At 67.0% G+C, this 23643-nt stretch carries 21 protein-coding genes and 1 pseudogene; 10 read left to right on the top strand and 12 right to left on the bottom strand.

What is annotated here, in order from left to right; all coding sequences use genetic code 11:
• Positions 1–71: 71 nt before the first annotated feature.
• Positions 72–1394, bottom strand: a complete 1323-nt coding sequence (locus AAFP30_RS23795) for an MFS transporter (RefSeq protein ID WP_419232509.1) — start codon at positions 1392–1394, stop codon at positions 72–74.
• Between the two features lie 152 nt (positions 1395–1546).
• Here AAFP30_RS23795 and AAFP30_RS23790 point away from each other — a divergent pair, with 152 nt between their 5' ends.
• Both AAFP30_RS23790 and poxB read left to right on the top strand, forming a co-directional pair.
• The gene (locus tag AAFP30_RS23790; RefSeq protein ID WP_419232508.1) at positions 1547–1960 is read left to right on the top strand and encodes a hypothetical protein; all 414 of its coding nucleotides are present in this window, start codon (positions 1547–1549) and stop codon (positions 1958–1960) included.
• A gap of 47 nt (positions 1961–2007) precedes the next feature.
• Complete coding sequence (poxB, locus tag AAFP30_RS23785) at positions 2008–3744, top strand: ubiquinone-dependent pyruvate dehydrogenase (RefSeq protein WP_419232507.1); 1737 nt, start codon at positions 2008–2010, stop codon at positions 3742–3744.
• Between the two features lie 197 nt (positions 3745–3941).
• Here the strand turns inward: poxB and AAFP30_RS23780 are convergent, their stop codons facing one another.
• Positions 3942–5225, bottom strand: a complete 1284-nt coding sequence (locus AAFP30_RS23780; protein ID WP_419232506.1) for a DUF222 domain-containing protein — start codon at positions 5223–5225, stop codon at positions 3942–3944.
• 198 nt (positions 5226–5423) lie between these two features.
• On the opposite strand from AAFP30_RS23780, the gene AAFP30_RS23775 reads away from it, so the two are divergent.
• Positions 5424–6263 (top strand): arylamine N-acetyltransferase family protein, encoded by an 840-nt coding sequence (locus tag AAFP30_RS23775; RefSeq protein ID WP_419232505.1) that lies wholly within the window; start codon positions 5424–5426, stop codon positions 6261–6263.
• A gap of 25 nt (positions 6264–6288) precedes the next feature.
• Here the strand turns inward: AAFP30_RS23775 and AAFP30_RS23770 are convergent, their stop codons facing one another.
• Positions 6289–6981 (bottom strand): DAPG hydrolase family protein, encoded by a 693-nt coding sequence (locus AAFP30_RS23770; protein ID WP_419232504.1) that lies wholly within the window; start codon positions 6979–6981, stop codon positions 6289–6291.
• A gap of 70 nt (positions 6982–7051) precedes the next feature.
• On the bottom strand, positions 7052–8650 hold the full coding sequence (locus AAFP30_RS23765) for a bifunctional 3-(3-hydroxy-phenyl)propionate/3-hydroxycinnamic acid hydroxylase (protein WP_419232503.1): 1599 nt from the start codon (positions 8648–8650) through the stop codon (positions 7052–7054).
• A gap of 235 nt (positions 8651–8885) precedes the next feature.
• Here AAFP30_RS23765 and AAFP30_RS23760 point away from each other — a divergent pair, with 235 nt between their 5' ends.
• A complete protein-coding gene (locus AAFP30_RS23760) occupies positions 8886–10181 on the top strand; it encodes an MFS transporter (protein ID WP_419232502.1) in 1296 nt (431 codons plus the stop codon).
• Between the two features lie 5 nt (positions 10182–10186).
• Here AAFP30_RS23760 and AAFP30_RS23755 read toward each other — a convergent pair whose 3' ends face one another.
• From AAFP30_RS23755 to AAFP30_RS23745, 3 genes are read right to left on the bottom strand one after another with little or no spacing between them, the layout of a single operon-like run.
• A complete protein-coding gene (locus AAFP30_RS23755; protein ID WP_419232501.1) occupies positions 10187–10894 on the bottom strand; it encodes an IclR family transcriptional regulator in 708 nt (235 codons plus the stop codon).
• A gap of 4 nt (positions 10895–10898) precedes the next feature.
• Positions 10899–12146, bottom strand: a complete 1248-nt coding sequence (locus AAFP30_RS23750) for a DUF3500 domain-containing protein (protein WP_419232500.1) — start codon at positions 12144–12146, stop codon at positions 10899–10901.
• A gap of 13 nt (positions 12147–12159) precedes the next feature.
• Positions 12160–12891, bottom strand: a complete 732-nt coding sequence (locus AAFP30_RS23745; RefSeq protein ID WP_419232499.1) for a FadR/GntR family transcriptional regulator — start codon at positions 12889–12891, stop codon at positions 12160–12162.
• 69 nt (positions 12892–12960) lie between these two features.
• On the opposite strand from AAFP30_RS23745, the gene AAFP30_RS23740 reads away from it, so the two are divergent.
• Positions 12961–13794 (top strand): fumarylacetoacetate hydrolase family protein, encoded by an 834-nt coding sequence (locus tag AAFP30_RS23740; RefSeq protein ID WP_419232498.1) that lies wholly within the window; start codon positions 12961–12963, stop codon positions 13792–13794.
• A 10-nt stretch (positions 13795–13804) separates the two neighbouring features.
• Here AAFP30_RS23740 and AAFP30_RS23735 read toward each other — a convergent pair whose 3' ends face one another.
• Positions 13805–14476, bottom strand: a complete 672-nt coding sequence (locus tag AAFP30_RS23735) for a FadR/GntR family transcriptional regulator (RefSeq protein ID WP_419232497.1) — start codon at positions 14474–14476, stop codon at positions 13805–13807.
• 131 nt (positions 14477–14607) lie between these two features.
• On the opposite strand from AAFP30_RS23735, the gene AAFP30_RS23730 reads away from it, so the two are divergent.
• From AAFP30_RS23730 to AAFP30_RS23720, 3 genes are read left to right on the top strand one after another with little or no spacing between them, the layout of a single operon-like run.
• Positions 14608–15873: an MFS transporter gene (locus tag AAFP30_RS23730; protein ID WP_419232496.1), complete on the top strand. Its 1266-nt coding sequence runs from the start codon at positions 14608–14610 to the stop codon at positions 15871–15873.
• Between the two features lie 25 nt (positions 15874–15898).
• Complete coding sequence (locus tag AAFP30_RS23725) at positions 15899–17515, top strand: FAD-dependent oxidoreductase (protein ID WP_419232495.1); 1617 nt, start codon at positions 15899–15901, stop codon at positions 17513–17515.
• A 40-nt stretch (positions 17516–17555) separates the two neighbouring features.
• Positions 17556–18053: a hypothetical protein gene (locus AAFP30_RS23720; protein WP_419232494.1), complete on the top strand. Its 498-nt coding sequence runs from the start codon at positions 17556–17558 to the stop codon at positions 18051–18053.
• Positions 18054–18065: 12 nt separating this feature from the next.
• On the opposite strand, the gene AAFP30_RS23715 is transcribed toward AAFP30_RS23720, so the two are convergent.
• Positions 18066–18881: a shikimate 5-dehydrogenase gene (locus AAFP30_RS23715; protein WP_419232493.1), complete on the bottom strand. Its 816-nt coding sequence runs from the start codon at positions 18879–18881 to the stop codon at positions 18066–18068.
• Positions 18882–18940: 59 nt separating this feature from the next.
• Here AAFP30_RS23715 and AAFP30_RS23710 point away from each other — a divergent pair, with 59 nt between their 5' ends.
• Positions 18941–19330, top strand: coding sequence for an SRPBCC family protein (locus AAFP30_RS23710; RefSeq protein WP_419232512.1), 390 nt, complete (start codon positions 18941–18943; stop codon positions 19328–19330).
• Positions 19331–19418: 88 nt separating this feature from the next.
• On the opposite strand, the gene AAFP30_RS23705 is transcribed toward AAFP30_RS23710, so the two are convergent.
• The 3 genes and pseudogenes from AAFP30_RS23705 to AAFP30_RS23695 form a co-directional block, all read right to left on the bottom strand.
• Positions 19419–21776 carry a Tex family protein gene (locus AAFP30_RS23705; RefSeq protein WP_419232492.1) on the bottom strand — a complete coding sequence of 786 codons (2358 nt, stop codon included), beginning with the start codon at positions 21774–21776 and terminating at the stop codon, positions 19419–19421.
• A gap of 81 nt (positions 21777–21857) precedes the next feature.
• Positions 21858–22682, bottom strand: a complete 825-nt coding sequence (locus AAFP30_RS23700) for an aldo/keto reductase (protein ID WP_419232491.1) — start codon at positions 22680–22682, stop codon at positions 21858–21860.
• Between the two features lie 32 nt (positions 22683–22714).
• Positions 22715–23482: pseudogene (locus AAFP30_RS23695) on the bottom strand (LLM class flavin-dependent oxidoreductase); the annotation flags it as partial.
• Here AAFP30_RS23695 and AAFP30_RS23690 point away from each other — a divergent pair.
• Positions 23384–23641: a hypothetical protein gene (locus AAFP30_RS23690; protein ID WP_419232490.1), complete on the top strand. Its 258-nt coding sequence runs from the start codon at positions 23384–23386 to the stop codon at positions 23639–23641. The pseudogene AAFP30_RS23695 and the gene AAFP30_RS23690 overlap by 99 nt on opposite strands.
• The last annotated feature ends 2 nt before the right edge of the window (positions 23642–23643 follow it).

The following is a 23643-nucleotide window of genomic DNA, read 5'->3' as shown; positions in this document are numbered from 1 at the left end:
CGCCCCCCCCGCCCCCCCCCCCGCCGCGCGGAGGGCTCGGCCACCGGGGGGTCGGGTCGTGCTCGGCGGACTCACACCTCGGTGAGGTCGAGATCCTTTGTCTCACGGGTGAACAGCAGCACGGTGCCACTGATCAGGGCGAGGGCGATGACGAACAACCCGACCGGCATCAGCGAATTGCCGGAACCGGCGAACAGCGACGCGAGGATGACCGGGGTGAAACCACCGCCGAGCAGGGTGGCCAACTGGTAGCCCAGCGACGCACCGGTGTAGCGGCTGCGGGTACCGAACTGTTCGGAGATGTAGGCGGCCATCGGGCCGTAGGTGGCGCCGTGGCACACCATCGACAACACGAAGGCGAGGGCGATGAGCGCCAGGTTTCCCGAGGCCATCAGTCCGAACAACGGGTAGATCAGCACGATCATCCCGACCAGACCGGCCAGCATCACCGGCCGCCGCCCGATGCGGTCGGACAGCCGGGCGTAGCCCAGGATCAGGAAGATGCCGCAGAACTGACCGAGCGCATAGGCAAGCAGGACATCGGGTTTCGACGATCCTCCGTGCACGGCGTAGGCGATGCCGAAGGTCGCGAACGCGGTCTGGATACCGAAGCTGGCCAGGCACGCACCCGCCGCGATCAGCACGGTTTTCGGTGCGCGCAACACTTCGACGATCGGTGCCGCCGCACGGGTTTTCGCCAGTTTCGCCTGGTCGGCGGCTGCGGCGAAGATCGGGCTCTCGCTGACCCGGGAACGCACGAACAGGCCGATGACCAGCAGCGCGGCCGACATCAGGAAGGGGATGCGCCAGCCCCAGGCCAGGAAGTCGTCCTCGGGCAGCGTGGCGAACAGCGTCAGTGCGAGAGTGCCGAGGACGGCACCTGTCGGTGCGCCCGCGTTGGTGAATGCCGCCATGAATCCGCGGCGTCGTGGGTCGGCGTGTTCGAGGGCCATCAGCGCCGCACCGCCCCATTCGCCGCCGACCGCGACGCCTTGCACGATGCGCAGGGTGATCAGCAGGATCGCGCCCCAGCTACCGATCATCGACGCAGGCGGGATGAGTCCGATGAGGATCGAGGCGACACCCATCACGGTCATGGCAAGGACCAGCATCGACTTGCGGCCGACGCGATCGCCGAAATGACCGAAGATGATCCCGCCGAACGGTCGGGCCAGGTAGCCGGCGGCGAAGGTGCCCAGCGAGGCGATGGTCCCGGCCGCCGGCGAGAGACCGGAGAAGAACACCGGCCCGAACACCAGGGACGCGGCGGTGCCGTAGAGCAGGAAGTCGTAGTACTCGAGGGTGCTGCCGAGATAGCTCGAGAGCACCACGCGGCGGGCCTCGCGGGAGCGTTCGGTGCGGGTGAGATTGTTCAGTGCGTCGGTGGTCGTCATGCGGGGGCCTTTCGGAGGTGACGATCGGGGACGTGAGTGCGGGCCGAGGAATGTCGTAGATCACACAGAACCATCCATAATTGAGTTTGTCAATGGTTGAGATTCAAACGCCATCCTGGCGGGTCTATTGTGGTGCCAACGCACCGCACACAGTGAGGACCACCACGAACTCCCCATCCCCCGCACCCCGAACGCTGCTCGTCGTCGACGCAGCGAACGTCGTCGGGTCGAAGCCCGATGGATGGTGGCGCGATCGACGCGGGGCGGCCGAGCGGTTACGCGATCGATTGGTCCCGCTCGCCGACGCCGGTGTGCCCGGTGTGGCCGACGGGCCCGTCGAGATCGTCATGGTCACCGAGGGCAAGGCCCGCGGAGTGCAATCGGTTCCGCAGGTGACGATTGTCGAGGCAAGCGGTTCCGGCGATGACCGCATCGTCGAGGTGGTGGACGCCCGTGCCGAGGGGCGCCCGTGCATCGTCGTCACCGCCGACCGTGGTCTGCGTGCGCGCGTCACCGAACTGGGCGCCGTCGTCGTTGGGCCAACAGCGCTGCCACACCCGGCGTAGCGTAGTCGTGAGCGCAGGTAACGACTACTCCCCGGGAAGGACCACTCGTGGCGACGACAATTGCGGACACCATGGTCGAGATGTTGAAAAACTCTGGGGTGCAACGCGTCTACGGCATCCCAGGCGATTCGCTCAACGGCTTCACCGACGCGCTACGCCGCGACGGCACGGTGACGTGGCGCCACGCCCGGCATGAGGAGGCCGCAGCGTTCGCCGCCTCCGCCGACGCTGCGCTGACCGGCGAACTCGCCGTCTGCGCCGGCAGTTGCGGCCCAGGCAATCTCCACTTGATCAACGGACTCTTCGAGGCCCACCGCAGTCGCGTACCGGTCCTCGCCATCGCTGCCCACATTCCCGCGGCAGAGATCGGCAGCGGGTACTTCCAGGAGACCCACCCCGAGCGACTCTTCGTCGAGTGCAGCGCCTTCTGCGAAATGGTCAGCACCCCAGAACAACTCCCCCGCCTGCTGGAGATCGCCATGCGCACCGCGATCGAGCAGCGCGACGTCGCGGTGCTCGTTGTGCCCGGAGAACTGTTCCTGGGTAAGTCCAAGGGCCGGGCTGCCGGCGCCCCAGTCCGCTGGATCGATCGGATCGTTCGCCCCACCGATGCCGAACTCGGAACTGTCGCAAAGGTTCTCAACACGGCCGAGCGCGTGACCATCCTGGCGGGAGCCGGTGTCGAAGGTGCCCACGACGAGGTCGTACAGTTGGCCGGCGCGCTGCAGGCGCCGATCGTGCATGCGTTGCGCGGCAAGGAGTTCATCGAATACGACAACCCATACGACGTCGGCATGACCGGCCTGCTCGGGTTCTCCTCCGGATACCGCGCCATCGAGAAGTGCGACACGCTGCTCATGCTCGGCACCGATTTCCCGTATCAGCAGTTCTATCCGTCCAAGGCCACGATCATTCAACTCGATGTGCGTGGCACGCAGATCGGCCGGCGCACGCCGGTCGACATCGGGCTGGTGGGCACCGTGTCCGACACCCTGCCCGCGCTGCTTCCGCTGATCGACCGCAACCGAGACTCGATTCACCTGTCGTCGTCGTTGAAACACTATGCAACTGCCCGCGAACGCCTCGACGACCTGGCCATCAACGACCGCAACCGCACGCCGATCCACCCGCAGTACCTGGCCAAACTCGTCAGCGACCTGGCCACCGACGACGCCGTCTTCCTCCCCGACGTCGGCTCGCCGGTGGTGTGGGCGGCCCGCTACCTCCAGATGAACGGGCGGCGTCGGCTCATCGGGTCGTTCTCCCACGGCACCATGGCCAACGCACTCTCCCAGGCGGTGGGCGCACAGTGCGCCTATCCCGATCGGCAGGTCATCGCACTCGCCGGCGACGGCGGCCTGGCGATGCTGCTCGGAGAGTTGTTGACGCTCACGCAGAATCGATTGCCCGTCAAGATCGTGGTGTTCAACAACTCGTCGCTGAACTTCGTCGAGGTGGAGATGAAGGCCGCCGGCTTCGTCACCTACGGCACCGACCTGGCCAACCCCAACTTCTCCGATCTCGCAAACTCCGTCGGCGTCTTTGGACGACGGGTGGAGGAACCCGACGACCTCGAACCCGCCCTCCGCGCGGTCCTCGAGCACGACGGCCCCGCCCTGCTCGACGTCGTCACCGCGCGGCAGGAGTTGTCCATCCCGCCGACGATCACCGCCGCCCAGGCCAAGGGATTCACCCTCTACGCGTTGCGCACCGTGATGTCCGGACGCGGCGACGAACTCATGGATCTCGCCGAGACCAACGTGTTCCGCCGGCTGTTCGACTGAGCGGGTGGCGCTATGAAGTTCTCAAAGGTCGTGCGCGGTTCCGATGGATGTCGGATGCGCGGAAATGTGCTGAGCCATACGCTGGTTGAGCCGTCCCGAGCCGCCAGGCGAGGGGCGTGTCGAAACCTTTCGTCACGGTGGACTCCTGCCCACCGCTGGGTGAATAGCCCCGACAGAGGAGGGGCGTATCGACACCATCACGCGGCGACCCGATCCTCGAGTGTCATGGTGCGTCTGTTGTAGGCGGGCAACGGTTTTTGCGCCGGATCGATCGTGGTCGGTGGGATCAGCCATGGATGCCGGTCGACGCCCATGACGATCTCCCAATCCGAGGCGTGGATCTGGGCATGACACGAGGCGCACAACAGGCACCCGTTGTCCAAATCGGTTGGGCCACCATGACTCCAGTAGGCGATATGGTGACACTCACCCATCCAGGACGGCGCCCCACACTTGACGCAACAGGTGTCGCGGATCAAGATCGCCTTGCGGAGGTGGTGCGGAAACCGCCGTTTCTTCTCACCCATGTGCAGCGGTACGCCTTGTCCATCGAGAATGATTTCGGTGACTTTGCTGTCGCAGGCCAGCAGTTCAGCGGTCGCCTGGGTCAGCGCGGAGGTCCATTGCAGAGTGGCCGGCGCGGAGGTGTTGGCCGAGACCGTCACGTTCAGATCGGTGTGCGGGGCGGCGACGAACGGGGTCGGGTTACTCGCGGCCGCCTCGAGAACCAGGTTGAGCGCATCGGCGCGCTGCTGGCCCGGGGTACGAGCATCTTTCGAGCCATCGGGTTGCGGGCGAGGCTCGACCAGCGACTCGATCGCGGTCTGCAGCCTGGTGCCGGTGACGACGTCCAGATCGCCCCGCACCGCAATCCGACCCTCGGAGGTTTCGGAGACGGTGAACTCGTTGATACTTCGGTCCTCGGCCGCCGGCAAGCCACCGGTCTCCGCGGCGAAGGTGTTACCCAGTTCGCGAGCCTTGGTGCTGATCTGTTTCGGCGTCGCCCCCGACATCGCTTGCGCGATCAACTCCACCTCCACCTCGCGACGTTCCTCGTCGCACAACCCGTCCAACGACCGCCGTGCCACGTGAGCCACCCCGGAAACAATCGCGTCGAGATGCTCGACCGGAAAGACACCGTCCTCGGCATACCCCGCCAACAGCTGCATCCGCGACATACCCAACCCGATCCGCAGGGTCCGCTCGGCCACCGACGGCGCCAACCCCATCGCGATCAACAAGGCTTTGGTCTTGCCATTGTCCCGCTGCTTGGCCACACCCAGCCGATCCATGTGGGCCGCACACACCGCCAGCTGGTAGCACAAGGCGCTGACCGCAGTGATCATCACCTTCGTCGTCTCAAAGGCCTCCCGGCCGGAGGTGATCCGGCCGAAGTCAAGGTCATAGACCGCGGACAGCAGCGCGCTGACTGCGGTGGTGGTATTCGGCGGGGCGGTGGGGGTGGCGACTGGTTCGGGCATGCCTCCACTGTACTCGCACACATGTGCGAGTCAATAGAATTACGAGAACTAATTCGACTGTGCAGCACTAGTATTCGAACACTAGACTCATGCAAATCCTCCAGCATATCGCGCCCCTCCGACAGTGTCGGAGCGTGCAAATCTGGGCACATCACGTCGGCACCAAGCACCGAGATCACGCCTGCAACAATGGCAATCATGAGTGACACCGCCGTCGACCTCCCCGCCTACCTCGCCCGCGTCGGCCACCACGACGCCGTGTCGCCGACCCGAGAAACGCTCGACGCGCTGATCGCCGCCCACCTGCGGCACATTCCGTTCGAGTGCATCGACCCACTGATGGGTGTCGCGGTCGAGCACCTCGACGCGAAGAGCTTGCAGGACAAGCTGGTCGCCCGTCGTCGTGGCGGGTACTGCTATGAGCAGAACGGCTTGTTCCGATACGTGTTGTCCGCCATCGGTTTCGACGTCGAACTCCTGGGCGGACGCGTGGTGTGGATGAAGGAGCCGGGCGGACCGCCGCCCGCCGAGACCCATCAACTACTCCGCGTCCACATCCCCGACGATCCGCAGCCGTATCTCGTGGATGTCGGATTCGGTGGTCAAACCCCCACGCAGGCTTTACGTTTCGTCGTCGACGAAGAACAGGACACCGACCTCGATCCGTTCCGGATCGTCGCCACCGACGACAACCGATTCCTGGCCCTCGAGACCCGGATCGGCGACGATTGGCGGCCGGTCTATCTCTTCGGCACCGCACCGCGCCCCGACATCGACAGCGTCGTCGGCAGCTGGTTCGTCTCCACCCACCCCGGCCATCCGTTCAACACCGGACTGAGTGCGGCGATCATCGCCGACGGCGCCCGCTGGAACCTCCGCGGCCGCCATCTCGCGGTCCATCGTCCCGGCTCACCGACAGAGCGGCGCGAATACCAGACCGCCGCCGAGGTTCTCGATCTGCTGACCGAGCGATTCGGGATCGATCACACCGACGTCGACGGGCTCGAGGCGCGGGTCGCCGAGGTGCTCGACAGCTGAGTCTCGTCCTCGCGCCCCGCGACGATCACCAGGGTGCAACCGGTGGGATCTGGTCCCGATGTTCGGCGACGTACAGGCCGGGCAGGATGCGCGACAAGAACGTGAACTCGTTGTAGGCGTGCGCCAGCAACCCCTGGGCGAGTTCGATCGGGACGGCAGCGGCGACCTGGTCCGGGGTGGCGCCGGTCGCCGGTAGATCGGTGCCCATGTAGAAGTGTGAGCGCATCGCGAGCCCCCACTCGGTGTCGCGTCCGACGTGGAGCAGGCGTCCGCCCAGAACCTGGCCGTCGTCGGTGCGCGGTGGCTCATGACCGATGCCGGTTCGTCCGACGACGGCGCAACTGACTTCGCCCCGCTTCCGCGCGGTGCGGTAGGTCTCGGCGTCGAAGAACTCCTCTGCACCGACGAACTGGATGAGCAGATCGGTCGCCGGGAGATCGGTCAGTTTCTCGACGACGATGTGCTCACTACCGACGTGGGTGTCCGGGGACAGTGTGCCGGCCCACGTGCTCGACAAGTGGTCGATGGGATGCCACCAGACGTACTTCTGGGTGTCGCAGCGCCACCGGAACCACCACTCGAACATCTCGCCGGTGCAGCCGTGCATGTCGGTGCGGGCCGCGATGTGTAGCGAGCCGTCGTCGAGGCGCTCGTATCCCATCTCCAGCGGGAGCGGAGTCGGATCGAGGAGGACGTCCCAATTATCCGGAGTGATCATGAATCGAGTCCCTTCGTGGTGGCAATGCACCGTCATTATTGTTGAGAATGGGCAGTTTTCGAGTAGTAGGTCAAGAGTTGGCCGAAACGCGACTACGTCCGGCGACCGACGTGACGAAGTCGTCGACCAGTTTCACGGTGTCGTCGATCATGGTCGACCCATACAGGTGGAAGTCCGGTCGGACGAGGACCGTGTCGACGCCGAGTTCGTCGAACCACTCCTGATAAGTACCGTCGACATCCTCGATCACCGCCACACCGTCAGCCGTCCCCGAGAGCGCGACAAGCGAGATGCCCAGTGCGGTCAACCGCTCGCGCAGGTCGGCCGGAAGGCCCTCGAGCGCATCGGCTCTCCGGGTGATCAGCGTGCCCGGTCCGCCGAACGCGTCGTCGAACAGCACGACATCGTCCGAGCCGACACGCACCCGCCCCTGCCGGGCCAGCATCCCGCCGGTGGGCCCGGTGTGCAGCCCGGGGCCGAGGCCCGGGCGGGGTGGTGCGGGTGGCGTCATCCCGGCCGACCAGTCGGTGATCATCCGCTCGTCGCGGGCTTTCGCCTCGGTGGGATCGGTGATGCAGATGACCTGTCCCAGCGAGGTGGAGAACTTCACAAAGGCCACCGCGTGGTGAATCCGTTCGGTGCCGTAGGTGTCGAGCAGGGCGTCGTCGGCCAGGCCGCGCAGCACCGCATCGAGTTTCCAGGCGAGGTTCACGGCATCGCGTACTCCGGCGCCGAGTCCCTGCCCGGCGAACGGCGGCATCAAGTGCGCGGCGTCGCCGGCGATCAGCACCCGACCTGCACGCCAGTCGGTGGCCCAGCACGCCTGGAAGGTGTATACCGAATGTCGCTCGAGTTTCGCGTTCTCCGATGAAATCCCGTAGGGCGCCAGTAGTTCCCACGCCTTGTCGGGTCGGCCGAGATGTTCGGGGGTCTCGTGTGGCAGCCGCATGAATTCCCATCGTCGACGGCCGGGTCCGCCGGGCACCATCGTCGACGGTCGCCGGGTGTCGCAGTTCTGGGTGGCGATGTGCGGAAAATCCAGTCCGGGTTGAGGTTTGACGTCGACGACGAGCCAGTCGAAGAAGTAGCCGTCGTTGTGCCACTCGATGCCCGCCCATTGCCGGATGCGGCTGCCGGCGCCGTCGGCACCGACCAACCACCTGGCGGTGACCAGCTCCTGTTCGCCCGTAGTGACAGAGCGGATCTCGACAGTGGCCGAAACATGGTCTTGGGACAGCGAAATCGCCTCCCATCCGCGCACGACACGCACCGACGGCAGTCCCTCGATGACCTCGTCCAAGGCGTCCTCGAGGCTGGGTTGATGGAAGAAGTAGGTGTTGTACCAACCGGATTCGCCGACCCCGCTCCAGTCGACCTCCACCAGGGTGTCGCCGTCGCCGTTGCACCAGCGGTACATGTCGTCGTAGGGCTCGGTGATGTGGCCGATGGTGTCCGGGGCGAGGCCGATCGACTGCAGGATGTGAGCGAAGTCCGAGCAGTGGGTGACCGCCCGCGGCAGCGGATACCCCACCTCGTTGCGGTCGACCGCGATCACCCGGTGTCCCTGGCGTCCGAGCATGATCGCCAGCAGCTTGCCGACCGGCCCGAATCCCACGATGAGGACGTCGGTCGTGATCGGATGTGCGGACGAGGTGTGCCTCGATGTCATTGGAGTTCCGTTCTGAGTAGACGACGGTCTGCCACGAGCATGCGGCCTCGATGTGCGGCCGGTCACGTTCTGCGTCCCGGTTTCCGGGACAGATTCCCCGGCGACCCCGGTGCCGATGAAGTGTCCCGGATTTCGAGACGGGATGGTTATCCAGATCACACTGGGCCCCCATGCTGTCGGTTGTCACGCCGCCGGGAACTCCCTCGACGGCCGGCCAACAGAGTCGGAGACCTCGATGCATCTGTCCTCACCCCCACCCGTCCCGTCCCGGTATGCCGGAGTCACCGGCGAGACCCGGTCCCATCCCGGGGTCATCGTGCTGTGCATGTTCATCACGGTGATCGAAGGATTCAACCTGATCGTGTACGGCGCCGCGGTACCGCTGCTGCTCAAGGACACCGCACTCGGCCTGACCGATCAGGCGACCGGACTCGTTGGTGGTCTCGTCTACATCGGAGCGATTCTCGGTTCGGTGTGCGCTCCGGCGGTCGCCGACCGGATCGGTCGAAAGAACGTGCTGCTCATCGGGATCGGCTTGTTTGCGCTCGGCGGGGTCCTGACCGGATCGGCGATCAGCGTGCCGATGCTCGCGGTGGCCCGGTTCGTCACCGGGTTCGGTGTGGGTATCGCGTTGACCACCGCGATGACGACCGCACGCAACAGTGCTGCGGCCACCCGGGCGTCGCTGGTCGTCACCATCACCATGGCCGGGATTCCGCTCGGCGGTGTCGTCGCCGCCTTGTTGGCGATGCCGATCCTGCCGGCCTTCGGGTGGCGGCCGATGTTCTTCGTCGGCGCGGGCACCGCGATCGCCGTCATGATCGCGGTCGCGTTGATGAGCATCCCGACCGATACCCCTCAGGAGGTCGCCGGTCGGACCTGGACCACTGCGCAGAAGTTCCGAGTCATGTTCACCGGCCGCGGACTCATCGCGACCATCGTCATCGCGGTCTGCGCCATCGCGAATATGGTTGCGTGGCAGGGGCTCAACGTGTGGGGCGCGCAGGCGATGACCGAACTGGGTTACTCGCTGCAGGTCGCGCTGCTGGTGACCTTCACGCTGACCGGCGCGGCGGTGGTCGGCTCCTTCGTCACGGCGTGGGCGGCCGACCGGCGCGGTTCAGCGGTCATCTCGATCGCTACGAGCGCCTGCACGGTGATCGGCCTGGTGGGCATGCTGACCCTGCCGCTGTCGATCGGCACCACCATGGTGTGCGTCGGTTTGATGGGCATCGGCGGACACTCGACGATGAACCTGGTGCACACCACCACCGCCGACATCTTCCCGTTGCCGGTCCGTGCGACGGCGCTCGGCTGGTCCAACGGCACATCGTTCATCGGAGCGTTCCTCGGGCCGGTACTGGGCGGCGCCGCGATCGCGGCGGGCGGTGCGCACGGAGTCTTCACCGTCTTCGCCGCCTCGGCGACCATGTGCCTGGTGGCGGTCAGCGCCCTGTGCGCCGTCGACCGGACAGCGCACACACGTGCCAATGCCGTGGTGCCAGAACGAGAGTCCTTACAGCCGGCGTGACCCGGTCACGCACCGACCAGCCGCCGCAGGCCCCCGACTGCGGCGGCCTTCTTGTCGGCGAATCGGGCGGTGGGCATGACCACCGCGATCGCTTGCAGCGCACCGGTAGGGCCGGTCATCCCGACGGCGACCGCGCAGATTCCGATGTCGTGTTCCTCGACGTCGACCGCGATGCGGGTGCGGCGGATCTCCTCGAGCCGGTCCTTGATCGCGTCGAGATCGGTGATGGTGTGCTCGGTGAATCGCGTCAGCGGCGGCGTCAGGAGCTCATCGATCTGAGCGTCGGGAAGCTGCGCGAGCAAGGCCATGCCCACGCAGCTGGCGTGGAGCGAAAAGCTCTTGCCCACCTTGGTGACTCCACGGAGTCGTTCGGGTGAGGCGAGTTGATCGACGATGACGACCTCGCGACCGCTGAAGATCGCGAGTTCGACGTTCTCGTTGATCTCCCGGGCCAGCGCCGCGAGCTGCGGCCGGTTGCTCGAGAGCAGACGCAGGTGGGCGTTCATCCCGAACTTCAGCAGGCCTGGGCCCAGGGTGTAGCCGGGCCGGTCGGGTACCCGCACGACGTAGAGTTCCCGCTCGAGCGATTGGACGATGCGGTGCACTGTGGACCGCGGAAGTCCGGTGCGCGCGGCCAATTCGGTCAGCGTGAGCGGTCCCCGGCCCTCGGCGATGGCGTCGAGGACCAGGGTGGACCGGCCGAGATCGGCCATCGTCTCAGGCCTGGTGCCCCTGCTGCCACTGCCGCAGGAACGCGCGGCCGTAGTCGTTGCCGTGCGGGGTGCGAAGCACGGTGTGGATGTGGAAGGTCTTCGGGGTGTCGTAGTCGAGGAACACTCCGCAGTGGTGGTCGAGTTCGGCGATGATCACCGGCGACTGCACCCGGTAGTAGAAGACGTCTCCTTCCTCGTGCCCACCGATCCACGAGAGCCAAGTGTCGTCGAGGTGCTCACGGACCTCGCGCATCTTCGCCGCCCGCGGACCTTCGGGCAGTAGCCCGACGAACTGCTCGACGACCTCCCACACGAGTTCTTGTGCTTCGGTTGATAATTCGGCCACTCGGATGCCCTCGAACGGGATCACCCGATTGTCCTGGAACGCACCGGCCAGGTGTCGTTCGTCGCCGGGATGCACACGTCCCTCCGGCATCGCCGGATCGACCATCTGCTCGAACACCGTTGCGGTGGCGCGCTGCTCGGGTGTCAGGGCGGCCATCAGCCGCACCCCGAGGTCGATGCGCGGCAGGAACGACTCGACGCCGACATGTTCGCCTTCGTCGATCTCGTTGGGTTCGGCACCGAGGAAGGCCGGACTGATCACCATGAGCCCCTCGACGACGAGGCAATTGAGCGCCATGTGATGGCCGTACACCTGCCAGCCCCACGGTTCGGTGGCATGCGGGGTGCCGTAGAGGGCGACGTTGTAGCTGAATTCGTTGAGGACGCTTTGCAATCCGACGACCTCGCCGAGGAATCCGTTGATGAGCATCATGTTGTGGGCGAGCTCGTAGCCCTCAGGGCTCAACGACGCGGCCATCAGGGCCAGGGTCTTCTGCTGTACGTCAGCGGACTGGAACTCCAGGCGCAGTCCGGTGTCGAACTGCATGAACTCCGGATTCGCCCACGTCTGCCACTCCGGCGCGTCCACCGGATAGGAGATCCGTTCGCGCCCTTCGTCGTCGAGCGCGGCCAGCAAATCCTCGGCCGCCGCGACCATGGCCGCCACCGGCGCTTCCTCCCCCGGCCGTGCCGGCTCGAACCGGTAGATATTCTCGCGTAGCGTGCCGTCCTCGGTCACCCCGCGGAACTCGTTGAGGTACAACGGCGTCCATCCGGCGACCAACCCGCCGGTGAAGGTGCCCTCCTCGCGGGCGGCCTTGCGGTAGGTGTACGGATCCATGCCGCGGACGTCGGCCAGTCGCGGATGATCGTGGGGGAACAGGTATTGACGGAATTCTCCGGTCATCGCAGGGGTCCTATCAGACGGTGGTGTTGTGGCGGGAGACGGCCTCCCGGACGGCGGATTCATCTCCGGCGGCAATGGCGTCGACCAGGTCGACGTGGACGTCGAAACGACGGCGACGGTAGGCCACGGCATCGTCGTCGTCGATCCGCGGTGTAGAGGTGTTGAGATGGCCGAGGGTGCCGACGTAGACCGCGCGCGCCATCTCGTTGGGGCAGATCGCCGCGATGCGTTCGTGCAGCGCCCAATTGGAGTGCAGGAAGTCGTCCCACGTCGGCGCGACCTGCATCGTACGCAGCAGTGCGTTGAGTTCACTGATGTCGGTTTTGGTGCAATGCCGGGCCGCGGCCACGTCGATGAGCACCTCGAGGTGATCGCGCAGTTCGATCGCGTCGGCGACGACGGTCGGCTGATCGCCCACACTCAGCAGCGTGTGACGCATCCGGACCACCGGTCCCGCCTCCGCGACGAACAATCCGCCGCCCCGACCGGGCCGGATCTCCAGGACGCCACGATCGCGCAGCAGGCGCACCGCCTCGCTGACGGTCGAGTAGGCGAATCCGGTCGCGGTCCGCAGCGACTCAATGGTGCCCACCGTTTCACCAGGCGCGAACTCCCCGGACCGGATCCGCTCGTCGAGGGAGGCTGCCAACTGCTCGGCACGCGTGCGTTGCGCGAAACCCTGCGGCGGCGCCGTGAAAACCGGCGCATCCTTCCGCTCTTGCGGTCGCGGTGTGTTCTGGGGCATAGTCACATGAAACCATAACCTCCGAAGGTTTAAAAGGGTTTTCATTCTGATCGTGAGAAGGGAGCGCTCATGCGCCTCGTTGGAATCACCCGCCAGGGCACCGAACAGGTCGAGGTGGCCGACCTCGCCGCGGACGGCACGACGGTGACCGTGCTCGCCGGCCTGACCGAGTTCTGGTCGGACGCAGCTGGTTACATCTCCCGTGGCGGGCAGGAGACATTACCCCGCGCCGAGGTGACCATCGTGCCACCGGTGCTGCCGGACGCAAGGGTCATCTGCATCGGACTCAACTACCTCAAGCATGTGGCCGAGGGCAGCTTCTCCGGTGAGGCACTCCCCGAGTACCCGACGCTGTTCGCCCGCTGGTCGGCGTCGCTGAGCGTCGACGGCACCGAGGTCCCGATACCGGCCAACGAGGACGGCCTCGACTGGGAAGGCGAGGTCATGGCCTGGGTCGGGTCCGAACTCGTCGACGCCACTGCCGACGATGCACTCGCCGCGGTGGTCGGCTACTCCACCTTCAACGACCTCACCGCCCGCCGCGCCCAGAAGATCACCTCGCAGTGGATCCTGGGTAAGAACGGCGACAACTCGGGGCCGGTCGGCCCGATGGTCCCTGCGGCGGAGGTCGGCGACCTGCGCGACGGGCTGCACATCACCACCCGCGTCAACGGAGAGACCGTGCAGGACGCACACACCGACGAGATGGTCTACACCGTCGGCGACACCCTCGCCCACATCTCCCGCACCTTCACCGTGCGGCCCGGCGACCTGATCGCCACCGGCACCCCGTCCGGCGTCGGCTACGCGCGCACCCCGGCGTGGTTGCTGCAGCCCGGCGACGTCGTCGAGGTCGAGGTCGAGCGCCTGGGTGTGCTGCGCAATCCCATCGTCGCGCGATAACCACCGGCCGTCAGCCGTGCGCGTGCGCCTGCGCGGCGGCGCGGGCCCGTTGCGAATCGCCGGCGGCGATCGCGTCGACCAGATCCCGGTGCAGAGTTACCCGCCGGGCGAAGTAGTCGTGGTCGTCGGCGGCGCGGGTGACGTGTGTCGCGTGCTCCTCGATGAACGTCGCCAGATCCAGATAGACCTGCTGCAGAACATGATTCGGTCCGATGACGGCGATCCGTCGGTGCAGTTCCCACACGGCCCGGATGAACGCCTCGGACTCCCCGACCGACACCTCGATCCGTCCGACGAGACGGCCGAGGTCGTCGAGATCGGCGTCGGTGCGGTGCACCGCAGCCAGTTCGGTCACCAGGGGTTCGAGTTCCTCGCGCACGGCGATCGCGTCGGCGACCCCGCCGGCATCGTCCACCGTCAACAGCGTGCGGCCGAGGCGGACGGTCGCACCATGCTCGGCGACGAAGAGCCCGCCACCCGGCCCCGGTCGGACCGTGATCACCCCGCGATCCTGCAGCAGACGGACCGCCTCGATCACCGTCGCGCGAGCCAGACCGGTCGCCTCCTGCAGCTCACGACGCGTCCCGACCCGGTCGCCGGGCCGCAGCTCCCCGTCGCGAATCCGCGTCTGGACGAGTTCCACCAGCGATTCTGCGCGCGTGGGGCTGTTCGAGAACGCCATGCCAGCCAGTATCGCCGATCAGCGGCATTGTGACCGCTCTTGACCCGGAGCGCCCACCGTGGCTAGCATCACACTTAATGGTTATAACCGTTTAAGGGTTTATCACCACCACCCGGCTGAAGGTAGGTTTCATGCCCCGCTCCGTCTCCCCTGACCTCCCGCGCACCCGCATCGTGGTTCCGCTGCTCTGCTGGCTCGCACTGCTGTCCGACGGGTACGACCTGTTCGTCTACGGCGCCACCCTGCCCGCGATCGTCGGCCATCAGCCCTGGTTCGTCACCGCGAGTGCCGCTGGCCTGGTCGGCAGCCTCGCCCTCGTCGGCGTCTTGATCGGCTCGTTGGCCGCCGGCACCCTCTCCGACCTCTTCGGCCGACGCCGCCTGTTCATCGCGGCGCTGGCACTGTTCGCCGCGGCCACCGCCTGCACCGCGCTCGCCCCGAGCTTCGAGATCTTCGCGGTCACGCGATTCGTGGCGGGCCTGGGCATCGGTGGACTGATGCCGACGGCCATCGCAACAGCGAGCGAGTTCGCTCCTCCGGCGTTCCGGTCGCGCATCCTCGGACTGGTCCTCACCGGGCCCGCCGTCGGCGGTGTGCTGGCCTCGCTGGCTGCACTGATGCTGTTGCCGGACCACGGTTTTCGGGCCGTCTATGCGCTCGGCGCGTTGCCGCTGATCATCGTGGTACCGCTGGCTTGGTTCCTACTGCCCGAGTCGAACGCCTTCCGCGCCGGCGCCCGCGCCGATCGACCGACATCCGCCGCCTCGCCCGTGGCCAGTCTGTTCGGAAATCACATGGGCCGCGCGACGATCGGTATGTGGCTCGTTGCGATGTGCAGCATGCTGACGATGTTCGGGGTCACCACCTGGCTGCCGCAGATCATGCGCAAGGCCGGCTACGACATCGGGTCGGCCGTGTCCTTCCTGCTCGTCTACAGCGTCGGCGCAATCGTCGGCACCCTGGTCGCCTCGGCCATTGCCGAACGGGTCGGACCCAAGCCCCTCGTCCTGGGCGGCTTCCTCACCGCCGCAGTCTCCCTGGGGCTGCTCGGCACGCACCCACCCACCGCGGTGCTGGTGATCCTGGTGGCGCTGGCCGGATTCGGCGGCCTGGGCACGCAGAACATGCTCAACGACCACATCGCCACGTTCTACCCCGCGCCGATCCGCGCCACCGGCCTCGGCTGGGCGCTCGGTGTCGGACGGACCGGCGCGATCGTCGGACCGACCTACGGCGCCGCGTTCGTGGCCGGCGGCAGCGCGGTGATCGTCAGTTCGCTCGCGTTCGCGGTGCCCGCCCTCGTCGGCTGCGCCATCATGTCGACCTTGCCCCGTCGGCCGCGCGGCGCGACCCTGGATGTCGACGCCCCCGCCACCACTGAGTCGCTCCCCCACTGACCGCCGCACCACCCGAGAAGGAATCATGTCGCACAGCATCACTCACATCCCCGTCCTGATCGCCGGCGGTGGTCCATCGGGCCTGGCCAGCGCGCTCGAACTGTCCCGCCGCGGCATCGCGAGCCTGGTGGTCGAACCACGCACCGAGGTCGACGCCCAGCGTCCCCGCGCCAAGACGACCAACGCCCGCACCATGACCCACCTGCGTCGGTGGGGCCTGGCCGACGAGTTGCGTGCCCAGTCACCCCTCCCGGTGGAGTACGCACAGGACATCGTGTTCTGCTCGACGCTTCTCGGCCGCGAGATCACCCGCTTCGCCAACGGTTTCCAGCTCGACACCGCGCAGCCAACGCTCGCACCCGAGCAGGGTCAGCAGGTGCCGCAGCCGGTCGTGGAGAACGTATTGCGCGACGCTGTTGCAGCGTCCGAGCACGCCACCCTCGAGCTCGGCTCACGCCTTGTCGACTGTCATGAGCTCGCCGACGGCACCATCGAGGCCACCGTCGAGTACGACGGGTCGACGCGAACCGTCCGCGCCGACTATCTGCTCGGCTGCGACGGCGGAGCCAGTGTGGTGCGACGTGCCATCGGCGCTTCCTTCGAGGGCAGCTCCGGCGAGCGACCGAATCTGAGCATCATGTTCCGCGCACCCGGACTCGCCGAGCGGGTGCCGTTCGACAATGCCATCCACCACTGGGTGATGGCGCCCGGCGCGGCCGGCATCGTCGGACGCCTCGACCTCGACGACACCTGGTGGGCGATCGTCCAAGGCGTGGACGTGCGCACCGACGACGTCAATCCCGTGGAGCTGGTGCACCGCCTGATCGGTGAGCCGCTGCCGGTCGAAGTAATCGCCACCGACCCGTGGGTGGCGCGCATGCTGTTGTCCGACAGCTACTCCCGAGGCAATATCTTCTTGGTCGGCGACTCCGCACACCAGAACCCGCCCTGGGGCGGGCATGGATTCAACACATGTATCGGCGACGCGGTCAACATCGCGTGGAAGATCGCCGCCACCATCAACGGATGGGGTGGGCCGCACCTGCTCGACAGCTACGGCGCCGAGCGGCGCCCGGTCGCGGCACGCACCATCGCGGACGCGGGATCGCAGGAAAGCGCTCTCGCCCATCACTTCTCGGCCGTCGAACTGGGCCAGGACGGCCCAGCCGCCGACGAGGCGCGACGCCAGACAGCGGCGGCGTTGTCCGTGAAGAAGAGCGAATTCCATTCGCTCGGACTGGTTCTCGGCTACAGCTATCCGTCGTCGCCGATCGTCGTCGGCGACGGCAGCGTGGCACCGGCCGAGGACCCGATCGAGTACACCCCCTCCGCCTGCCCGGGATCGCTTCTCCCACATGCGTGGCTGTCCGACGATCGATCGCTCTACGACGCGCTTGGCGCCGGTTTCACCCTGTTGGTGGCGGACGACGTGCGGGCGGATGTCTCCGGTGTCGTCGCACGTGCCGAGGAGCTGGGCATCCCACTCACCGTCGTGGAACTCGGTGCCGGCGATCTGACCGACCCACCCGCCGACTTCTTCGGGGCGGCACTGGTGCTCGTCCGCCCCGATCAGCATGTCGCGTGGCGCGGTGACGACGTCACCGCCGCGGAGAAGGCCATCGCCACCGTCGCCGGCTGGTGATCGCGCAAACTGACCAAGACCCTAACGAAACGGAATCATTATGTCCCACAATCACGCCTACATTCGGCGCGAGACCGCCATCAGCATCGTCATCAACACCGTCCTCAGTCTGCTGTTCTTCCTGGTGGTGTTCGGCTTCGGGAAACAAGTCCAGGTGTGGGGTCTCGGTAACTATGTGTTCGACTTTGTGCCGCAAGGATTCATGATCGCGCTGATGGCGACGCTCGTCCCGGGTGCGATGGCCGGTAAAGCATTGCGCGCGGGGCGGATCGCCCCCTCCGCGGAACGCAGCCGCTTGCCGGCGGCCCTCTGGCAGCGGTCGCTGGTCATGGCAGTGGGGTCAGCACTCATCTCGGTTGCGCTGGCCGCCGTGGTGATGGCGCTGATCGGCGCCGATACGCTGCCCTTCGCCGCCGCGTTGGCGGGCAAGCTGGTGTACGGCGCGGCGTTGGCCGCCGTGGTCACGCCGATCGGCTTGCGCGCGGCGCTCTCCGCCTCACCCGCCAACGCCGCAGTGCCGCACGCACAGTCGCTGTAGTCCCGGACGAACTCACTCGGCGCGGGAGAACTCCGAGGCCCGGGCCACCTGCTCGGCGGTGATCGCAACACCGGTGTAGCGCTCGAACTGTCGGGCAGCCTGCAACGCGATCACCTCAGCGCCCGTGATCACCTGCTTACCGGCGCCCCGCCCGGCGGTGATGAGTGGTGTTTCGGCCGGGAACGCCACGACGTCGAAGACCACATCGGCGGCGGCGATCGCATCGTCAGTGAACGACTGAGTGTTCTCATCCGCACCACGCATGCCGAGCGGGGTGACGTTGACGAGCACCGACGCGCCGGGCGCCGGATCGTCCGTCGCATGGCGGTAGCCGTACTTGTCGGCAAGCGCGGCACCGGCCTCGGCATTGCGAGCCAGCACGATGACGTCATCGAAACCGGCACCGCGGAAGGCCGCGACCACCGCCTTGCCCATGCCGCCGGACCCGCGGATCACCACCGACGACGATGGGTCCACGCGGTGCTCGGTGAGCAGCGCCGCCACCGCCTCGTAGTCGGTGTTCGACGCGGTCAGCCGGCCACCGTCGTTGACGATGGTGTTGACCGACTCGATAGCCGCCGCCGACTCCTCCATCTCGTCGACGAGCGGGATCACCGCCTCCTTGAACGGCATCGACACCGAGCACCCGCGAATGCCGAGCGCACGGATACCGCGGACGGCGCCCTCGATGTCGTCGGTGGTGAACGCCTTGTAGATGAAGTTCAGCCCGAGTTCGTCATAGAGATAATTGTGGAAGCGCGTGCCGATGTTCGACGGCCGCGCGGCCAGCGAGATACAGAGCGTCATGTCCTTGTTCAAGATGGGCATCCACTCACCCTAATCGGCCGGACCCCGCGATGTGCGCCGGTAACGTCGGACCCATGACCATGCACAGCCGACACATGTCGATCGTCATCCCGGACACCACCGCCGACGCGGTCTACGCGTTTGCCGCCGATCCCGACAACCTGCCGCAGTGGGCGGCGGGTCTGGCCAGTGGGGTTCGTCGGGTCGGCGACACTCTCGTCGTCGACTCACCGATGGGTGAGGTGACCGTCCGGTTCGAGCCGACCAACCGCTACGGCATCCTCGACCACGATGTCACGCTGCCCGATGGCACGGTCGTCGCCAATCCGCTTCGCGTGCTGGCACATCCCGAGGGCGCCGAGGTGATATTCACCGTGCGCCAGCGGGACATGACCGACGAGCAGTTCGAGGCCGATTGCGCTGCGGTGGAGCGGGATCTGGCGGCGCTGGCGGCAGCGGTCACCGTCTGACGCCACCGAGTGATCGGGAACATCTGCGGCTCACCGGGTTTCGACTCGATGCTCCGCTGGCGCTCCGCATCGGCTCAACCGGCGGGAGTCACTTCCCGAACCCCGCGTCCCGCAAGGCCTGTGCCATCGATCCGCTCGGTGCCGGCTGGTCCCGGTTGCCGCGTCGCTGGTTACGATCGCCGCCGCCGCGCTGTCCCTTCTGCCCACCCCGGTTACCGCCTCCGGGCTTGCTCTGTCCCCCAGCCGGTTTCGCCGGCTTTCCGCGACCGCCGCCGCCCGGTTCGTCGTTGAGGCGCAAAGTCAACCCGATGCGTTGCCGGTCGACGTCGACCTCGAGCACCTTCACCCGCACCACCTGACCGGAACGCACCACCTCGTGCGGGTCGGACACGAACTTGTCCGACATCGCCGACACGTGCACGAGTCCGTCCTGGTGCACACCGACGTCGACGAACGCTCCGAAGGCCGCAACGTTGGTGACGACACCCTCGAGAACCATGCCCGGCTTGAGGTCGGACACCTTCTCCACGCCGGCCGCGAAGGTCGCGGTGGTGAATGCCGGTCGCGGGTCACGGCCGGGCTTCTCGAGTTCGGCGAGGATGTCGGTCACGGTCGGCACACCGAACCGGTCGTCGGCGAACTCGGTGGGCCGCAACCCGCGCAGCGTGCGGGTGTCGCCGATCAGTTCGGCGATCGCCAGACCGGAGCGGTCGACGATCTTGCGCACCACCGGATACGACTCGGGGTGCACACCCGAGGCGTCGAGCGGATCCTCCCCGTCGCGAATTCGGAGGAAGCCGGCGCACTGTTCGAAGGCCTTGGGGCCCAGCCGCGGAACGTCGAGCAGACCCTTGCGGTTGCGGAACGGTCCGGCCTCGTCGCGGCGCGCGACGATTGCCGAGGCCAGTCCGGGCGTGATGCCCGATACTCGCGACAGCAGCGGCACCGACGCGGTATTCAGGTCCACGCCAACGGCATTCACCGCATCTTCGACGACGGCATCGAGGCTGCGAGCGAGCGTGCTGGGCGTGACGTCGTGCTGATACTGGCCGACACCAATGGATTTCGGCTCGATCTTGACCAGCTCGGCCAGCGGATCCTGCAACCGCCGCGCGATCGACACCGCGCCACGCAGCGACACGTCGAGTTGCGGCAGTTCGTTGGAGGCGTATTCCGACGCCGAGTAGACCGACGCCCCGGCTTCGCTGACCATCGCCTTGACCGGGGGTGTGGCACCGGTCTTACGGATGTCGGCGACCAATTCGCTTGCCAGCGCATCGGTTTCCCGCGACGCGGTGCCGTTGCCGATGGCGATCAACTCGACACCGTGCCGGGCGACGAGCGCACCGAGGGTGGCCTTGGCCTGATCCCACTGCTTCTGCGGCTGGTGCGGGTAGATGGCGCAGGTGTCGAGGACCTTGCCGGTGGCGTCGACGACGGCGACCTTGACTCCGGTGCGGAAGCCCGGGTCGAGGCCGAGGGTGGCGCGGGTGCCGGCCGGCGCGGCCAGCAGGAGGTCCTTGAGGTTGGTGGCGAACACCGTGACGGCGTCTTCTTCGGCGCGTTGCCGCAGTCGGACGCGGGCCTCGATCGATGCCGACACCATCAGCTTGGTGCGCCACGCCCAGCGGGCCGTCCCGAGCAGCCACGGTGTCGCCGGGCCGGGGTTGGCGCCGTCGATGCCGAGGGTGGCCGCGACCATCGCCTCGTATCCCTCGTCCTCACCACCGTCGAGGGTCAGGGTGAGTGCTTCCTCCTTCTCCCCGCGCAGCACCGCGAGCACCCGATGCGACGGCATCTTGTCGAGGGGTTCGGCGAAGTCGAAGTAGTCGCGGAACTTCTGTGCAGCCGGGGTGTTGGCCGTGGCCTCCGACCGTGCGCCGGTCCGCATCGAGCCACCCGCCCAGAACTTCTCGCGGATGGTGCCGACGAGTTCGGCGTCCTCGGCGGCACGTTCGACGAGGATCTGGCGTGCCCCGTCGAGCGCGGCGGTGGTCTCGGCGAAGCCCTCGCAGACGAACTCGGCGGCGGCCTCGTCGGGGACCAGCGATGGGTCGGCGAGCAGACGGTCGGCCAGCGGTTCGAGCCCGGCCTCCCGCGCGATCTGTGCCTTGGTGCGCCGCTTCGGCTTGTACGGCAGGTAGATGTCCTCGACGCGGGCCTTGGTGTCGGCAGCGAGCAGCGACGCCCGCAATTCGTCGGTGAGTTTGCCCTGCTCCTCGATGGAGGCCAGCACCGCGTCGCGACGCTCGTCGAGTTCGCGCAGATACCGCAGCCGCTCGTCGAGAGTGCGCAGCTGCGCGTCGTCGAGGCTGCCGGTGACCTCCTTGCGGTACCGGGCGATGAACGGGACGGTCGACCCCTCGTCGAGGAGTTTGACCGCGGCCGCCACCTGCGATTCGCCGACGGCGAGTTCCTCGGCGATGCGGGCGTTCACTGACTTCACAGCAGAGCTCGAATTCACTCGCAGCACCCTACCGAAGCCGTCGGACACCGCGGTCAGGTCGGGCGGTGCGTGTCGCGGACCTCAGAACTCCTCCCACGTCTGCGGGTCCTGCCCCTTGTTGCGGCCGTCGGGCCGACCGAGGGAGGTGATGCGGGCGATCTCGTCGTCGGAGAGGGTGAGGTCGACGGCGGCGAGGTTGTCGGTCTGCCGGTTCGGTGAGGCCGCCTTGGGCAGTGGGATCGCGCCGCGCGCGGCCGCCCACGCCAGCACCGTCTGCCCCGGGGTGTACCCGCGACCCTCCGCGACATCCCTGATCAGCGGGTCGTCGAGCAGGTCGTTGCCCTGGCCGATCGGGCTCCACGCCTCGGTGAGGATGCCGTGCTCGGCGTCATAGGCGAGCAGCTCGGCCTGCGGGAAACGCGGGTGCAGTTCGATCTGGTTGACCACCGGCAGCACCCCGGTTTCGCGGTCGAGACGCTCGAGGTGTTCGGGCTCGAAGTTGCAGACACCGATCGCGCGGACCAGCCCGCGCTCGCGGGCATCGATCAGCGCGCGCCACGCCTCGACGTATTTGTCGACGCGCGGATTGGGCCAATGGATCAAGTAGAGGTCGAGATAATCGAGGCCGGTCCGGTACAGGCTCTCCTCGATGGTGACGACCGCTTCGTCGTAGGCGTGATGACGGCCGGGCAGCTTGGAGGTGACGATCACCTGGTCCCGCGGCACCGAGGATGCCCGGACCGCACGCCCGACGGTCCCTTCGTTCTCGTAGTTGAAGGCGGAGTCGATGAGCCGGTAGCCGGTATCCAGGGCCCGGGAGATCACGTCGACGCCGTCGGCGCCGTTGCATTTGTAGGTGCCGAAACCGATCGCGGGCAGCGTGAAACCGTCGTGGGCGGTGGGCATGGAAGATCTCCTGACGTGATGCGGACAGAGCGTCACCCAGGGTGCCACCCCAGCGCCGGGCCGAGACGTAGGGCCAGGTCGGAGATGATCTGCGCGTAGTCCGGGGCGTCGAACGAGAACGGCAGGGCGAACGCGACCTCGTCGGCGCGCTGGAATCCTGCGTGCGCGTAGAGGCGTGCGGCGAGTTCGTCGGACGGTCCGACGTAGTCCGGCGAGAACAGCATGCCCCGCGGACCCTGCGGGGTGAGCGTGCGCTCGAGGCGGGCATCGGCGTATGCGCGGTACTTGCGGCTCTGGTCGGGGGTCGCGGTGTCGGTGGGGATCACCACGAGTCCCTGCGAGACGCGTGCCGTGTCCGGGTCCGGATGGTGCGCGCGGTAGGCGTCGATGTGCTCGGCCTGAATGGTGGCGAAGTCCCGCGACGACGTGCCCTCGGTGGTGACGACCGACGACGTCAGATAGTTGAGCCGGTTCTGCGCCGCCCAGATCGACGACGACAGTCCCCCGCCGTACCAGACGCGCCCGGCCAGGCCCGGTGAGTGTGGTTGCACGCGACGGGAGAACACCTCGATCCCGATGGTGCCCTTGAAGTCGCTCATCGATTCCCCGCGCAGGCAGTCGAGGAGTCGGGTGACGCGGTTCTTGGAGAAATCCTCGAGATCGTGGGTCGCGGGGTACAGCGCCGCCTTGTAGTTGTCGTTATGCATCGGGGTCCCCACGGACACAACGGGATTCAACCGTCCATCCGACAAGAGGTCGACGGTGGCGAGGTCCTCGGCCAGCCGCAGCGGATTCTCCAGCAGCAGACCTCGTCGACGTCAGCCCTCAAACGCGCGGTGATTTCGGCGGCGAACTCTCGCGACGGCAACAAGAAACGAACCTCGGTGGTGCCGGGCACATCGCGTCGGTATCAATGGAACGGAACCGAGTGCATGTCCATGGTCGAGGCCGCACAATGATC

Source organism: Gordonia sp. CPCC 205515, from assembly GCF_048537925.1.
In the GTDB taxonomy this organism is placed as follows: domain Bacteria; phylum Actinomycetota; class Actinomycetes; order Mycobacteriales; family Mycobacteriaceae; genus Gordonia.
Note: the sequence above shows the minus strand (reverse complement) of the source record. Positions and strands in the feature narration are given on the sequence as shown.